Source organism: Streptomyces sp. NBC_00490 (assembly GCF_036013645.1).
Classification (GTDB): Bacteria; Actinomycetota; Actinomycetes; order Streptomycetales; family Streptomycetaceae; genus Streptomyces; species Streptomyces canus_F.
In genome coordinates this window covers 1786799-1803262 of the sequence record NZ_CP107869.1, presented here as the reverse complement: position 1 = coordinate 1803262, position 16464 = coordinate 1786799, and the positions used below count along the sequence as shown (strand labels likewise).

Below are 16464 nucleotides of genomic sequence, written 5' to 3'. Positions count from 1 at the left end.
GTGGCGTCACTTCGTTGCTTGGTGGGTCTGACCTGCGATAACGCGGTGACGCCTATCTGACTGACGGTGGTGCCGCGCGGATTCCGGCGTCATTGCGAGCGCAGAGTGGTGCCAGGTGGTGCCACGTGGTGCCACCGCGCGCATCACCTGAGAAAGAGCAGGAGCAGGACGACCGCGACCGACACCGTCAGCAGCCCACCGCCGGTGACGGCCCAGCCGGCCCCGAAGGCGGCCCCCGCCACACCGTGCGCCAGGTCGCCCAACCGGGGCCCGCCCGCGGCCACCACCGTGTCGATCCCCTGGAGCCGGCCCCGCATCCCGTCCGGCACGGCCGACTGCAGAACCGTGCGGCGGAAGACGCCCAGCACGAGAAGTGCGCCGCCCGCCAGAGCCAGCCAGCCCGCCGCCGCGACCAGTGAGCCGGTCACTCCGAACCCCGCGACGGCCAGACCCCAGACGCCCACCGAGACCGCGACCGCGACGCCGTGCCGGCTCACGCGGGTGAGGGCCCCGGAGAAGAGCCCGGCCAGCACCCCGCCCGCCGAGAGAGCGGCGTACAGAACGCCGATGTCCGCCGGCCGGAAGGTCTCCTGGGCCAGTTGCGGGAAGAGAGCCGTGGGCAACCCCAGGAACAGCGCGGCGAAGTCGGCGAGATACACCAGCAGCAGGGTCTGACGCCGCGCCACGAACCGAAAGCCGTCAGCGATCTCCCGGACACCGGCCCGCTTCCTCCCGGTGCGGCCGAGGGGCGGGAGCGGGGGCAGTCGCCACACCGCCCACACCGTCGCGCAGACGGCGACGGCATCCGCCAGATACAGCGTCCGCGCACCCACCACCGGCAGCAGCACACCGGCCAGCAACGGACCCGCGATCCCGGCGGACAGGACGACCGTCGACTGCAGGGCGTTGGCCGCGGTCAACGACTCGGGCGCCACCAGACGCGGAACGACCGCCCGGCCCACCGCGGCATTCGCGCCGAACAGGGCCTGCTGCACGCCCACCAGCACCAGCAGCACACCGGCCGACCGCAGACCCGCACGGTCCTGCGCCCACAACAGCAGTGAGGTCACACCGATCCCGGCCGTCGTCACCAGCAGCACCCGCCGACGGTCCCGCACATCGGCCAGCGCGCCTCCCCACAGCGCGGCCACGGCCATCGGCGCGAAGCCCACCAACCCGGCCAGTCCGACGTAGGCGGACGACCCGGTGAAGCCGTAGAGCTGCAACGGCACGACGACCGCGGTGAGTTGAGCTCCCAGGCCGGTCACGAGGCCGGCCGCCCACAGTCGTCTGAAGGCGGCCCCGCGCAACGGCCGTACATCCACCAGCACCCGCGCCTCCCCGCCCGCCCGGTCCGTACGCCGATGCTGCGGGCTCCCCTTGGGGCAAGGTCAACGAGCGCTTCACACGCTTGTCATGTGCGAGCAGGAATGCGTCTCCCGCACGTGTCGGTTGCCCGGGGTATGACCATCGGCGTAGCACTCCCCGTCCAGAACCGGATCGATCCCACGGTGCAACTCGCCCGGGAGGCACAGGAATCAGGGCTGCACTCCGCGTGGTTCGGGCAGACCTTCGGGTACGACTCGCCCTCGCTCGCCGCGATCGTCGGCCGCGAGGTGCCCGGACTGCATGTCGGGACCGCCGCGATCCCCGTCTTCGGCCGCCACCCGCTGCTCGTCTCGAGCCAAGCCCAGACGGCCCAGGCCGCCACCGGAGGCCGGTACCACCTCGGGCTCGCACTCGGCACCAAGCACCTGACCGAGACCGGCTTCGGCATCCCCTACGAGCGCCCGATCACCCGGCTCCGCGAGTTCCTGACCGCCCTGCGCCTGCTGACGGAGACCGGCGCCGCCGACTTCCACGGTGAACTGCTCACGGCCGCAACGCCGTTGCCCGCGTCGGTGCCCGGCGGCGCCGAGCCTCCGGTGCCGCTCCTCGTCGCGGCCATGGCCCCGCAGGCCCTGCGCGTCTCGGGGGAACTCGCCGACGGCATCCTCCCGTTACTGGCCGGACCGCGCGCTCTCGCCGAGCACATCGTCCCGGCCGTCACCGCGGCGGCCGAGGCGGCGGGCCGACCGGCGCCCCGGATCGTGGCCTTCGTGCCCGGCGTGGTCACCGCCGACGTCGAGGCGGTCCGGGAGGCGGCGACCGAGTCGCTCGCCTTCTACGAGCAGTTCCCCTCCTACCAGCGGGTCATCGGCCTCTCCGGTGCCACCCGCGCCGCCGACCTGGCCGTCATCGGCGACGAGGAGACCGTCGCCGCCGAGGTGCGCCGCTACCGGGACGCCGGGGCGACGGAGGTGGCGTTCACCGCGACGGACCTCGGCGGTGAGGAGGACCGGCGCCGCACCTGGAAGCTGCTGGGGGAACTGGCGGTCACGCCTTGACCCAGGACAGGCCGTCCGGTGTGACGGCCAGGCCGTCGGGGCCGGCCGGGCCGGGGTCGTCGAGCGGGCCGCCGTAAAGGGCCTGCTCCTGAAGGTCGTTGCCGGTACGGAAGGTCTCGCCGACGACCGGGGCGGACAGCAGCGGGTTGATACGGTCGTCGGAGGCCGCCAACCGGCTTACGGCGCTGTCGAGTTGGGCCGCCGAGGTGTGCCAGTCCGCACGGACGACCGCGGTGTCGCCGGACACCAGTCCACCCGCCAGTTCGGCGAACGCGGCGGCCTCGCCGAGCTCCACCTCGGTGATCTTCTTCGCCGACCAGAAGTACGAGTTCTCGTTGCGCTCCATGTCGTAGAAGGAGATCAGGAAGTCGTAGAACACGCGGTACTCGCGGCGGTAGCGGGCCTCGAACTCGGCGAAGCCCCGTTCCTCGGGCACGCTGCCGTCCAGCGCGGAGTTCACCGAACGGGCGGCGAGCAGGGCGCCGTAGGTGGCCAGATGGACGCCGGAGGACAGCACCGGGTCCACGAAGCACGCGGCGTCGCCGACCAGGGCCATGCCCGGAGTCCAGAAGAACTTCTTCCAGTACGACCAGTCCCTGCGCACCCGTACCTGGTCGTACGGCGGCTCAATCGCCTCCGGTACGCCCGCCACCAGCCGGCTCACCTCGGGGCAGGCCGCGATCATGTCCCGCCACGCGGCCCGCGCGTCGCGCTGGACGGCCGGCGTGTGCTCGGGGGAGATCACCGCGCCGACACTCGTCAGGTCGTCGCGCAGCGGGATGTACCAGAGCCAGCCCGCGTCGAACGCGGCGCAGAAGATGTTGCCGCTGTTCGGCTCGGGCAGCCGGGCCCCGCCCGCGAAGTAGCCGAACACGGCCAGGTTGCGGAAGAAGTCGGAGTACACGCGCCCACCGCCGACCCCGCCGTGGATCCGGCTGGTGTTCCCGGACGCGTCGATGACGTAAGGGGCGTGTGCCGTACGGGAGTTGCCGTCGACGTCGGTGTACTCGACGCCCCGCACCCGCTCGTCGTCGGCGACCACCCGCCGCACCGGGCTGCCCTCGCGGACCTCGACGCCCGCCCGCTGGGCACCGCGCAGCAGGATCTCGTCGAACCGTGAGCGCTCCACCTGGAAGGCGGTCGCGGTGGGCTCGGGCACGCGCGGCGTCATCGCGAAGGAGAACTGCCACGGCTCGGGGTCACGGCCCCAGCGCAGCGTGCCGCCGCGCTTGAGGGTGAAGCCGGCCCGCTGCACCTCGTCGGCGACACCGAGGATGCGGCACAGGCCGTGGACCGTGGCGGGCAGGAGCGACTCGCCGATCTGGTAGCGCGGGAAGGTCTCCCGCTCCAGCAGCAGGACCCGGTGCCCGCGCTTGGCCACGACGGTCGCGGCGGTCGACCCCGCGGGCCCGCCGCCGACGACGATCAGGTCGTACTCCTGGGTCATACGGCAACTCCTGTTTCCCCGGTGCGGTGTCGGCGGATCATGCCGGCAGCCAGGCGCGCATCGCGGCGGCCGTGGTGTCGGCGTCGTGGTGGACGAGGGTGTAGTGGTCGCCGGGCACGTCCGCGGTGTCGTGCGGCAGGGGCCAGCGCGGCAGCCACTCCCCGTCGGGGTCGATGCGGCGCATCTGCGCCGTCGGCCGGCCCCGCACCAGGAGAGCCGGGACCGGGGACGGTTCGAGGTCCCAGTTCTCCAGCACGCGCGCGTAGCCGCCGCCGGCGATCAGCAGCGAGTCCTCGAACTCGGCGACGACATCGTCAGGCAGCTTCGCGCCCGCGGTCATCAGGGCCAGCGCCCGTTCGTCGTCCCGGCGCAGCACGCCCGCGTGGGCGTCGAGCAGGATCAGCCCGGCCGGCGGCCGCCCCGACCGTGCGAGCTCACGCGCCACGGCGTGCGCGATCGCGCCCCCGGCGCAGTAGCCCACGAGGACGACCGGCCCCTGGGACGACAGAGCGCCCACCGCGTCGACATGTGTCCGCACGACGGCGGCCGCACTGTCCGGCACGGCCTTGCGGGCCCCGAGACCGGGGTGCTCCAGCAGGAACACGTCGCGCTCGCCGTCGAACTGCTTGGCCAGCCCGGCGGGGACGCGATGGTACGGCGTGAGGTAGTCCGGGATGTACGCCAGCGTGGTGCCCGCACCCCGCGCCAGCCGGACCGGGTCGACCGCGTACCGGCCGCGCTCGGCGGCGGTGAAGGACGGGAGGGCGTGGGACGCCAGGTAGCGCAGCCCCATCGCCTCCAGCGGGCCGCGCTCGCGCAGGACCTGGTGGTACAGGGGGCCGAAGCGGTAGGAGGACGGCTCGTCCCCGCCGTTGCCGCCTCCGGTACCGCCCCCGGTGTCGGCCTCGGCGTCCGGAAGGGCTGCGCGCAGGGCGTCGTGGAGGTGCGCGGCCAGCGAGTGCAGGGTCGGATGGTCGAACACGATCGTGGACGCCAGTCGCACGCGCGTGAACGCGCTGAGCCGGTTGCGGAACTGCACCGCCATCAGCGAGTCGAAGCCGAGTTCCCCGAAGGCGCGATCGGTGGGGAGCGCGGCCGGGTCCTCGAAGCCCAGCAGCAGGGCGAGTTCGGCGCGGATCAGCTCGACCAGCACCTCCTCCCGCTCGTGCGCCGGAACGGAGGCGAGCCGCTCCCGCCAGGCGCCGGGTGCCTGCGGGGCGGCGATCGGAGCGGCGGCCGGACGCTTCGGCACCAGGTCCGTGAGGACCGGCGGAGTGGCCGGACCGCCGAGGGCCCCCAGGTTCAGCGGGATCGGCACCAGCACCGGCTCAGGGGTCCGCAGCGCCCGGTCGAGCAACTCGATGCCCTCCTCCTCGTCGACCGACAGGACACCGCCGTCGCCGAGCCGGCGAGCCGGGACCTGGGCCGCCATGCCGTCGTCCCCGGCCGTGATCCACGGGCCCCAGGCGAGGGCCTGCGCGGGCAGGCCCCGGGCGACGCGATGCCGGGCGAGCGCGTCGAGAAAGCCGTTGGCCGCCGCGTAGTTGGCCTGTCCGGGGCGGCCCAGCACGCCCGCGGCCGAGGAGTAGAGCACGAACGCGGACAGCCCGAGCTCCTTGGTGGCCTCGTGCAGATGCCACGCGCCGACCGCCTTCGGCGCGAGCACGGCCGCCAACCGCTGCGTGGTGAGGCCGTCCACGACGCCGTCGTCCACGACTCCGGCGAGATGGAACACCGCCGTCAGTGCCGGCCGACAGGACGCGACCAGGGCGTCCACGGCGGCGCGGTCGCTCACCTCGCAGGCCGCCGTGCGCACGGTCGCGCCGAGTTCGGCTGCCCATGCGGGCGTACGACCGCTGCGGTTCACCAACAGCAGGTGGCGGACCCCGTGTTCGGCCACCAGATACCGGGCGAGGCTCGCGCCGAGCGCACTCGTGCCGCCGGTGATGAGTACCGTCCCCTCGGGATCGAGGACGGGCGCCGCCGCCTGGGCCCGTACCGGGGCCAGCCGGGGTGCGAGAACGGCGCCGCCCTCCAGGGCGACCTGGGGTTCACCGGTGCGCAGCGCCGCGTCCAGGTCCGCCGGGGAGGCGGGGCCACCGCGGCGGTCGACCAGCACGATCCGGCCGGGGTGCTCGGACTGGGCGCTGCGGACGAGTCCGGCGACCGCGGCCTCCGCCGGGTCGGGATCGTCGCCGGTGGCGTTGTGGGTGAGCACCAGGAGCCGCCCCGGCCGCGCGTCGGCGATCCAGTCCCGTACGCCCGCGAGCGTGGCGGTGAGCAGCGTCAGCGCACGGTCGGGGAGGGCGGTCTCCAGGTCCGGTCCCGTCAGGTCGAGCAGTTCGTGCCGCGTGTCGCCATCGCCGGCCGCCGGGACGGGCCGCCAGGCCGTGCGGTACAACTCGGCCTCGACAGCAGAACGTTGGGCGGGCAGGACTCGCGTGACCAGGGACTCGACCGTGGCGATCGGCTGTCCGGCGTGGTCGGTGAGGGCGACCCGGAACTCGTCCGGGCCGAGTCGCTCCAGCTGGGCCCGGGCGGAGGTGGCGCCGGTGGCGTGCACCGTCAGTCCCGCGCAGGTGAGGGGGACCCGTGCCTCGCCCGAGCCGCCCTCCGCGAGGAGCGCGGCATGCAGCGCCGCGTCGAGGAGCGCGGGATGCAGGGTGTACGAGCCGGCCGTCGCCGCTTCCCGGGGCGGCAGGGCCAGTTCGGCGAACAGGGACGTCCCCCGGCGCCACAGCGCCGTCACCGCCCGGAAGGCCGGACCGTAGTGGTGGCCGTGCGCGGCGAGCCGGTCGTAGTCGACCGGCAGCCGCTCGGCACCAGCGGGAGGCCAGGCCGCGCGCGCAACGACGGGCGCCGAGGCGGCCGGGGCGACGGTCGCGGTGGCGTGCCGCGTCCACGTGTCGCCCGCCCGGGCCCAGACCGTGACCGGCCGGTTCCCCGCCTCGTCCGGGCCGTCGGTGACGACCTGAAGGCGCACCGGCTCCGACTCCGGCAGGACCAGCGGCGTCCGGAAGGCCAGCTCGGTCAGCCGGACCGGACCCGGTGTCCCGGCCGCGTGGCAGACCAGCTCGGCGAACACCGTCGCCGGAACCAGGACCCGGCCGCCGATCACATGGTCGGCGAGCCAGGGCTGGCGTACCACGGACAGCACCCCCGTGTGCCGCACGCCCGGTCCGTCGGCGTCCGGCTGCGGCTCGCCCAGCAGCGGATGCCCGGCCGGGGCGGCGTGCCGTACCGCGTCCAGCCAGTAGCGCTGCCGCTGGAACGGGTAGGTGGGCAGCGGGCGGCGGCGGGCACCGCTGTCCGCGTACACCGACCGCCAGTCGACCGCAACGCCCTGCACATGGAGTGCGGCCAGCCCCGCGAGCGCGCCCCGGGCGTCGACGCACGGCGTGAACACCGCGCCCGTGTCCGGGGCGACACAGTCCTCGGCCGCGACACTGAGCGCGGCGGCCGGACCCGCCTCGACGAACGCCGTCACGCCCGCCTCCGCCAGCCAGTTCACCGCGTCGGCGAACCGGACGGTCTCGCGCACCTGCCGTACCCAGTAGTCGGCGCCGGCCAGCGCCTCGGGCTCGGGGCGGCCGGTCACCGTGGACACCACCGGTACCGACGGCCGGTGGTAGGTGACGGTCTCGGCGACCGCCCGGAACTCGGCCAGCATCGGGTCGAGCAGCGGCGAGTGGAAGGCGTGACTCACCCGCAGCCGGGTGCTCCGGCCGCCGAGCGAGTCGGCCAGGGCGGTCACCGCGTCCTCGTCCCCGGACACCACCACGGACGCGGGCCCGTTGACCGCGGCGATCGCGACGCGACCGCGCGCCTCGCCGAGCCGGCGTGCCACCTCGGCCTCCGGTGCCCGCACCGCGATCATCGCGCCCCCGGCGGGCAGCGCGGCCATCAGCCGCCCGCGCGCGGCGACCAGCCGGACCGCGTCGCCGAGCGAGAACACCCCGGCGAGGTACGCGGCCGCCAGCTCGCCGACCGAGTGGCCGACCAGGTAGTCCGGCCGTACGCCCCAGTCGGCGAGCAGGGTGTGCACGGCCACCTCGAAGGCGAACAGCGCGGGTTGGGCGTAGTCCGTGCGGTCCAGCAGGTCGCTGTCGGGATCGTCGATCACTTCCCGCAGCGGCCGGTCCAGCAACGGGGCGAACCACGCGCACACTTCGGAGAACGCCGCGTCGAACACCGGGAAGGTCGCCGCCAGTTCACGGCCCATCCCGGCCCGCTGTGTGCCCTGGCCGGCGCAGAGCAGCGCCAGCTTGGGCGTCCCGCGCACGGTGTTCCTGAGCAGCGCCGGACCGTCCTCGCCGGCCGCCAACCGCCGTAGACCGGAGAGCAGTTCGGAGGCGTCGGAGCCCAGGACGGCCGCGCGGTGAGGCAGGGGAGCCCTGGTGGTCGCCAATGAGTACGCGATGTCCAGCGCGGCTTCGCCGGTCGCGTCCGAGGTGGCGTCCGCGTCCGCCAGTGTCGCCGCGAGCTTTTCGGCGTGGGCCCGGAGACCGGCAGCGTCGCCGCCGCTCACCAGCCAGGAGGTCACGGGCAGTCGGCGCGTGGCCCCGGCCGTGCCGTCCGTCTCCGGCGGCTGCTCGATGATCACATGCGCGTTGGTGCCCCCGATACCGAACGAGGAGACCGCCGCCCGGCGCGGCCGGTCGCGCCGCGGCCACGGCCGCGCCCGGTCGAGCAGCCGCACGGCCCCCGCGGACCAGTCCACGTGCGGCGACGGCCGCTCCGAGTACAGCGAGCGGGGCAGTTCGCCGTGGTGCATCGCCTCGATCATCTTGATCACGCCTGCCACCCCGGCCGCGGCCTGCGAGTGCCCGAGGTTCGACTTGACCGAGCCCAGCCACACCGGGTCGGCCCGGTCACGGTCCTGCCCGTAGGTGGCCAGCACGGCACCCGCCTCGATCGGGTCGCCGAGCGCGGTGCCCGTGCCGTGTCCCTCGACCACGTCCACGTCGGCCGGGCCGAGGCCCGCGTCGGCCAGCGTCAGCCGGATCAGCTCGCGCTGCGCCTCGCCGTTGGGGGCCGTCAGCCCGTTGGACGCGCCGTCGGAGTTCACCGCGGACCCGCGCAGCACGGCCAGCACCGGATGGCCGTTGCGCCGGGCGTCCGACAGCTTCTCCAACAGCACCAGGCCCACGCCCTCGGCCCACGCGGTGCCTTCCGCGTCCGCCGCGAACGACCGGCACCGCCCGTCCGCCGACAGCCCGCGCTGCCGGCTGAACGCGATGAACGGCTGCGGGCTCGACAGCACCGTCACCCCACCGGCCAGCGCGAGCGTGCACTCGCCCGCCCGCAGCGCCCTCGCCGCCAGGTCCATCGCGACCAGCGACGACGAACACGCCGTGTCGACGGTCATCGTCGGGCCGCGCAGGCCCAGGACGTACGAGATCCGGCCCGACGCCACACTGCCCGACGAACCGATGCCGATGTGCGACTCCAGCTCGTGCGGTGAAAGGCCGGTGCCGTAACCGGCGTGCATCAGACCGACGTACACCCCGGTACGGGAGCCGCGCAGCGACGGCGCGGGGATGCCGGCGCGTTCCAGCGTCTCCCAGGCCACCTCGAGGAGCAGCCGGTGCTGGGGGTCGGTGGCCAGTGCCTCGCGCGGGGAGATGCCGAAGAACAGCGGGTCGAAGTCGGCCACATCGTCCAGGAAGCCGCCGCGCCGGGTGTAGGTCGTGCCGAGCCGGTCGGGGTCGGGATGGACGAGGGCGTCGATGTCCCAGCCGCGGTCGGTGGGGAAGTCGCCGGTGGCGTCCACGCCCTCGGAGACCAGCCGCCACAGGTCCTCGGGCGAGCTCACGCCGCCCGGGTAACGGCAGCCGACGGCCACGATCGCCACCGGTTCGGCCTCCGGGCCACGGCGCGCCGCGGTCGTCGCGGCAGCGGGCGAGGACGCGGGAGCGGGGGTGTCACCGCTTATCCGGCTGTCCAGGTAGGCGGCGACCGCGGCCGGGTTCGGATGGTCCCAGACCAGCGTCGCCGGCAGCCGCAGCCCGGTGCGCAGACTGAGCCGGTGCCACAAGGTCATGGCGTCCAGCGAGGTCAGGCCGAGATCGGCGAACGCGGTGCCGGGATCGGCCGCCGCGCCCCGGATCGCCTCGGCCTGAGCACACACCAACTCCGTGAGCGCGGTACGTCGTTCACCGGCCGTGAGACCGGCCAGCCGGGCCAGTTCCGGCGCCGGCGGACGCTCGGCGAGCGTCTCGCGCAGCACCGCCCGCCGGGGCTTGCCCGCCGCCGTGCGCGGGACGGCCGGCGTGAACAGGACCTCCTCGGGCACCTTGTGCGCGGACAGCACCTCGGCGCAGCCCCGCAGCAGACCGGCCGGGTCGAGCGACTGCTCCGCCGGTACCACGAACGCCACCGGGACCTCGCCGAGCAGCGGATGCTCGCGTGCCACCACGGCGGCGTCGCGCACCCCGGGCAGCGAGCGCAGCACCCGCTCGACCTCGGCCGGGTCGACGTTCTCGCCGCCGCGCACGATCCGGTCGCCCAGCCGGCCGGTGACGGTCAGGACGCCGTCCGCTCCGAGCCGGCCCAGGTCGCCCGTCCGGTACCAGCCGTCGCGCACGGCATCGGCGGTCGCCTCGGGCCGATGGTGGTAGCCGAGCATGACACCGGGGCCACGTACCCAGATCTCGCCCTCGCGGCCGACCGAGTCCTCGCCGACCGGGTGCTCCCCGCCGTCCGAGTCCTCGGCGCCGCCCACGTCCAGTCCGCTGTCGGGGTCGACCAGGCGGACCTCCATGCCGGGCAGCGGAGTACCGCTGCCGCCCCGCGCCCGCGGCCCGTTCACCGCCTCCATGGCGATCTTGCCGCAGGTCTCGGTGGAGCCGTAGCCGTCCAGGAGCGGTGCGCCGAACCGCCGCTCGGCCTCCTCCCGCAGATCCGCGTCGCTCGGTGCGCCCGCGGTGACGCACACCCGCAGCGAGGGCACCGTGCCCAGGCCGCTGTCGAGCAGCTGCCGGAAGGTGAGCGGCACGCCGCCCAGCACGGTCGGCTCGAACTCGCCGATCAGCCGGACCAGTCGGGCCGGGTCCGGCGCCGAGGTGATCCGCGCGCTCGCCCCGGCCACGGTCGTGCCCAGTACGCAGAGGGAGTGGGCGTAGGTGTGGGCCAGGGGCAGCGGCCAGAGCACGCGGTCGGTGTCCGTGAGCCCCAGCCGTGGCAGATAGCAGGCGAACGAGGACCAGAGCGCGGACCGTTGACTGGACACGGCCGCCGTCGGCGTTCCGGAAGTGCCGGAGGTGTAGAGCAGCCAGGCCGGTTCATCCAGCCCGAGATCGTCACGGGGAGCGGCCGAGCCCCCCGCCGCAAGGCTGCCCCCGGCCACTCCGAGACTGCCCTCGCCCCCGAGACCACCCCCGGCCTTGAAGCCACCTCCGACCAAGTGCTCGCCCTCGGCGATGAGTTCGTCGATGTGCGAGGCGTCGTCCGGCACCTCGCCCTCGCCGGTCACCACCAGACGCACCGACCGTCCGGCGACCATTCCGGCGATGCGCGGCAGACGCCGCTGATCGGTGACGACCACGGCCGGAGCACAGTCGGCCAGCAGGTACGCGAGTTCGGCATGGGTGGCGCGCGGAGGCAGCGGTACACCGACCGCCGCGGCACGGACGGTGGCCAGCAGCCCTTCGACCAGCTCCACGCTGTTGTCCAGGCAGAACGCCACCCGGGTACCGCGCTCGACCCCGAGTCCGGCCGCCAACCGGGCGGTCCGACGGTCCAGTTCGGCCCAGCTGACACCGCGCCGGTCGTCGGCGAACGCGAGCTTCTCGCCGTACCGCACGGCGTTCTCCGCGAGCAGCTCCGCCACCGGCCGGACCACGACCGCTTCCGCCAAACCCATCGGGCCTCCTGTCAGGGGGAATCCGCACCGCGGCGGATCTTGAAGCAGCGTACGTCGGTGCACCACAACCATGGCCGAAACCCGGCCAGTTGACCGGGAGAGAGCTAGTCGGAAGCGGACCGTTCGCTGGTATGGACCTGTTCGTGATCGGCCGCTAGGCTCTCCCGCGCCACACTTTTGAGAGCGCTCTCAGAGATCCACTGCTCCTGCGGTTCCACCCCACTCCACTGGAACGACGAAGGGCAACCCCCATGAGACGCACCAGATTGACCCGTGCCGCCCTGGCCGTGCTGCTCACGCTCGGCGCCGGTCTCGCCGCGGGCACCACGCCCGCCTCGGCCGGCGATTCCGCCGCGAAGGCACCCGCCTCGACCGGTCTCCTCACCGCCATGCAGCGCGACCTGAACCTCTCGAAGGCCGAGGCCGAGGAGAGGCTCGCGGCCGAGCGGCGGGCCACGGCCCTGGAGCCCAAGGTCCGCCGAGCCGCCGGGTCTTCCTTCGGCGGCACCTGGTTCGACGCCACCGCCGGCCGGCTGACCGTCGGCCTCACCCCGGACGCGACGCCGGCGACCCTCCGGGACGTGCGGGCCACGGGCGCCACCGTCCGCACCGTCACGCACAGCGCGCGCGAACTGGCCGCCACCCAGGCGCGACTCGACAAACTGCCCGCGCCCGCGGGAGTGAGCAGCTGGCACGTGGACCCGAAGGCGAGCACCGTCGTCGTGAACGTCGTCGCGAGCGAGCGTGCCGACAACGATGTCCGGCGGTTCACGGCCCGGGCCCACCGCGCGGGCCCCGTCACCGTCCGGCACGTCTCCGCCGCACCCCAGACCCTTGCCGCCGGAACCGTCGGCGGCGACCCCTACTACACCGGCAACGTCCGCTGTTCCATTGGGTTCTCGGTGTACGGCGGGTTCATCACCGCCGGGCACTGCGGGCAGCCGTCCGCCGCCGTCTACGGCTGGGACCGCAGCTACGTCGGCAACTTCCAGGGCTCGTCCTTCCCGGAGAACGACTACGCCTGGGTCAACGTGGGCAGCGGCTGGTGGACGGTGCCGGTCGTGCTCGGCTGGGGCACCGTCTCCGACCAGCTCGTACGCGGCTCGAACGTGGCCCCTGTCGGCTCCTCGATCTGCCGCTCCGGTTCGACCACCCACTGGCACTGCGGCACGGTCCTCGCGATGAACGAGACCGTCAACTACAGCCAGGGCGCCGTGCGTCAGATGACCAAGACCAGCGTCTGCGCCGAACCCGGTGACTCCGGCGGCTCGTTCATCAGCGGCGACCAGGCCCAGGGCGTCACCTCCGGCGGCTGGGGCAACTGCGGCAGCGGCGGCGAGACCTGGTTCCAGCCCGTCAACGAGATCCTCAACCGCTACGGCCTGACCCTCCACACCGCCTGACTCACGGGGCCCGGCCCCACCCGGCCGGGCCCTCACGCGTCCCCACGCCCGGGTTGTCCGCCCGCTGCCGGTGGCCCGTCGCCGGACGTCCGCCGTCGGCTCCGACACCGCGAGCGTTGATTCCGCGGTCCTGCCCCAGGAAGTCGGCGGGCACTACTGGTGCGGCCAGGTCGGCAGGCTTACCGGCGAGACCGCGGCCGAAGCAGACGGCGAGCCGGCGACCAGCCGTCGATGACGCCTGCGACAGCTCAGGTCACCCCGCAGACCGGCCCGCAGTCGGTGCCGTCTGCGACAGGTGGGGTTATCCGGGCGACCGGCCCGCAGCCGATGGCGCCCGCGACAGTTTTGGTCAGCCCGCAGGCCAGCCCGCAGTCGGTGGCGCCTGCGACAGCTCAGGTCACCCCGCAGACTGGCCCTTAGCCGGTGCCGTCTGCGACAGGTGGGGTTATCCGGGCGACCGGCCCGCAGTCGGTGGCGCCCGCGACAGTTTTGGTCAGCCCGCAGACCGGCCCGCAGTCGGTGGCGCCTGCGACAGCTCAGGTCACCCCGCAGACAGGCCCTTAGCCGGTGCCGTCTGCGACAGGTGGGGTTCTCCGGGCGACCGGCCCGCAGTCGATGGCGCTTGCGACAGCTTTGGTCAGCCCGCAGACCGGCCCACAGTCGGTGGCGCCTGCGACAGCTGGGGTCATTCCGGCGTCCAGCCCGCAGCCGGTGCCGCCCGCGACACCTCCGGTCACGCCGCGACCGTGGTCGCAACGCCACCGCCGTCTCGGCCGTCCGCATGTCGAAGCGGACGGTCACCCACACCGCCGCGGCCATGCCGCCGACCGGCGGTAGGAGCAGGGCAGACGCCCGTCGCTTCCGAAACCGGCCGGTTCCGCCGACCAGGGCGGGACCGAGACACCGGAAACGTGGGTGCCCGACGGCGTGGTGAGGGAGATCGCGCGCGGCGCGTCGAACCACAGGGCGACGGGCAGAGCGAGCACGAAGGCGCCCGCGGCGCCGAGGGCGAACCACAGCACGCCCCTGCGCAGAGCCGGGACCGCTCGGGCGCGAGACCTTCCTACCCGCTGGAACCACGATTTCGGCCCCGAGCGCGTGGCGGTCAGCCCCGTGGGGGAGCGGTGCTCTGTCTGAGGACCAGCCGGGTCGGGACCAGGTCGGTGCCCGGCCCGGAGCCGTCGCGGGTGCGGATCTGCTGGAGTGCCTTCTGCACACAGCGGTGGCCCACCTCGGCGAAGTCCTGGTGGACGGTGGTCAGGGGCGGTACGAAGAACGCCGCCTCGGGGATGTCGTCGAAGCCGACCACGCTGATGTCGTCGGGGACGGCGCGGCCACGCTCGTGGAAGGCGCGCAACAGGCCCAGCGCCATCTGGTCGTTGGCCGCGAACACGGCCGTGCAGTCGGGCTGTTCGGCGAGCGCGAGGCCGGCCGCGTACCCCGACTCGGCCGACCAGTCGCCGTGCAGCGGCGGTGGTACGGGACGTCCGGCCTCCGTCAGGACCTCGCGCCACGCCTGGGTCCGGCGCTGACCCGAGAAGGAGCTCTGCGGACCGGTGACATGCCATACCGTGCGATGGCCCAGGTCGAGCAGATGCTCCACGGCCTGGCGCGCGCCGTCCGCCTGGTCGGTGTCGACCACGGTGTAGCGGTCGCCGGCGTCGGAGTCCACGACCACGGCGTGGACGCCGGGCGGGAGTTGGACGGTGCCTGCGTCGAGGAGACGGATCTCCATGATGACGATGACGGCGTCGACGGCCAGCTCGCCCATGCGTGTGAAGGCGCCCAGCACATTGTCCTGCGTCGGGACGTCGATGGGGATCAGGGTGATCGCGTAGCCCTCGGCCGCGGCGTGGGTGGCGATCGCCTCCACGGTACGGCTGTTGCCGGTGGAGGAGAGGCTGAAGAGGATCACGCCGATGGTGTTGAACTGGCCGTAACGCAGGGCGCGGGCCGCGCTGTTGGGCCGGTAGCCCAGCTCCCGCATCGCCGCGAGCACCTGCTCCCGCGTCGAGTCGATCACCCCGGGCTGGCCGTTGGCGACCCGCGAGACCGTCTGGGACGAGACGCCCGCGAGCTGGGCGACGTCGGCCATGGACACCCGCTGTTTACGGCGTCCGCCGGGCACGTCGGAGCCACCCCGTTCCACCACTGATGCCTCCTTCGATCGGATGTGAGCGCGGTTGCGCGGCGCATCGGATGTTACGTGTGGGAAACCTTGACGGCTGCTGGGGCGGATGTCACGATTCCGGCGCCGTCATGTTTACGTAAACATGCTGTCGTCCTGGAAGGGCACGTCGATGCGCAAGACCCCTGTCAGCACTCGTCTCACCCCTCGACTGCGCGCCACCTTCGCCGCGGTCGCGGTCGCCGCCGTGACCGGCGCCACCCTGGCGGGCAGCCCGGCCTCCGCGGCGCCGAGCACCGACACCACCCAGTTCAAGGGCGTCAACTGGGCCGACCCCCGCGACAACTTCGCCGACGACCTGCTCCAGCTGTCCGGCCTGTCGACCTCGGACAGCTACCGGGAGACGTACGCCAAGTCGAGCCGGATCATCGCGGCGTTCCGCGCGAACCTCGGCGCCAACACCGTCCGGCTGCCGATCAACCCGTACACCGTCAACGGCGCGTACTGGAAGTCGTACCGCGGTGTCATCGACGCGGCGACCGCGCAGGGCTTCAAGGTCATCGTGTCCTACTGGGAGGGCACGGGGGAGCGCAAGGACGGCTACATCGACGACACCGCCACCTACTGGCCCATGTGGGACACCGTGGTGAAGGCGTACAAGAACAACTCGAAGGTCTACTTCGAGCCGATGAACGAGCCGCACGGCTACACCGACACCGAGTGGGCCGACATAGCGGCGAAGTGGCTCCGGACCTACGCGAAGGTGCCGCGCAACCGGGTCTTCGTCAGCGGCGCCGGCTACAACGACCACGTCACCTCGGTCTGCGCCGACCCGCGACTCAAGGGCACGTACCTGTCGCTGCACCACTACGGCTTCTGGAAGTCGTACGCCACCTACGACGAGTGGGTCGCCGACCTCAAGGTGCGTATCGGTGACTGCGCGAACCGGACCGTCGCGGACGAGTTCGGCGCCCCGATGACGACCGGCCTGAACTACAACGTGCCGACCCCGGACGACAACTACGTCAACTTCATCCAGGCCGTCACCGACACCTTCCGCGAGCTGAAGATGGGCTCCGTGTACTGGCCGGGGCTGCGCACCGACGACACGTACTCGATCCAGAAGCTGACCGGCACCCCGTCCAAGCCCTGGCTGGCCACCACCAACCAGTCCGGCGCGGACCGCCTCGCCTGGGCGTGGGGCCGCGGCAAGACCGTCCAGGACTGACCCTCTC

General features: G+C 73.4%; 8 protein-coding genes. 3 read left to right on the top strand and 5 right to left on the bottom strand.

Annotated features, from left to right (window positions below; translation table 11 throughout):
• Positions 1–143: 143 nt before the first annotated feature.
• Positions 144–1331, bottom strand: coding sequence for an MFS transporter (locus tag OG381_RS08055; protein ID WP_327715424.1), 1188 nt, complete (start codon positions 1329–1331; stop codon positions 144–146).
• 132 nt (positions 1332–1463) lie between these two features.
• Between OG381_RS08055 and OG381_RS08050 the strand changes: the two genes are divergently transcribed.
• Positions 1464–2387, top strand: coding sequence for an LLM class F420-dependent oxidoreductase (locus OG381_RS08050; RefSeq protein ID WP_327715423.1), 924 nt, complete (start codon positions 1464–1466; stop codon positions 2385–2387).
• On the opposite strand, the gene OG381_RS08045 is transcribed toward OG381_RS08050, so the two are convergent.
• Positions 2377–3834 carry a tryptophan 7-halogenase gene (locus OG381_RS08045; protein WP_327715422.1) on the bottom strand — a complete coding sequence of 486 codons (1458 nt, stop codon included), beginning with the start codon at positions 3832–3834 and terminating at the stop codon, positions 2377–2379. The two genes, OG381_RS08050 and OG381_RS08045, sit on opposite strands and share 11 nt — an antisense overlap.
• Before the next feature lie 37 nt (positions 3835–3871).
• Positions 3872–11698: a type I polyketide synthase gene (locus OG381_RS08040; protein WP_327715421.1), complete on the bottom strand. Its 7827-nt coding sequence runs from the start codon at positions 11696–11698 to the stop codon at positions 3872–3874.
• A gap of 251 nt (positions 11699–11949) precedes the next feature.
• Between OG381_RS08040 and OG381_RS08035 the strand changes: the two genes are divergently transcribed.
• Positions 11950–13101 (top strand): S1 family peptidase, encoded by a 1152-nt coding sequence (locus OG381_RS08035; RefSeq protein ID WP_327715420.1) that lies wholly within the window; start codon positions 11950–11952, stop codon positions 13099–13101.
• Between the two features lie 797 nt (positions 13102–13898).
• Here OG381_RS08035 and OG381_RS08030 read toward each other — a convergent pair.
• Positions 13899–14123: a hypothetical protein gene (locus tag OG381_RS08030; RefSeq protein WP_327715419.1), complete on the bottom strand. Its 225-nt coding sequence runs from the start codon at positions 14121–14123 to the stop codon at positions 13899–13901.
• Positions 14124–14206: 83 nt separating this feature from the next.
• Positions 14207–15253, bottom strand: coding sequence for a LacI family DNA-binding transcriptional regulator (locus OG381_RS08025; RefSeq protein ID WP_327715418.1), 1047 nt, complete (start codon positions 15251–15253; stop codon positions 14207–14209).
• A gap of 148 nt (positions 15254–15401) precedes the next feature.
• On the opposite strand from OG381_RS08025, the gene OG381_RS08020 reads away from it, so the two are divergent.
• Positions 15402–16457 carry a glycoside hydrolase family 5 protein gene (locus OG381_RS08020; RefSeq protein ID WP_327715417.1) on the top strand — a complete coding sequence of 352 codons (1056 nt, stop codon included), beginning with the start codon at positions 15402–15404 and terminating at the stop codon, positions 16455–16457.
• Positions 16458–16464: the final 7 nt, after the last annotated feature.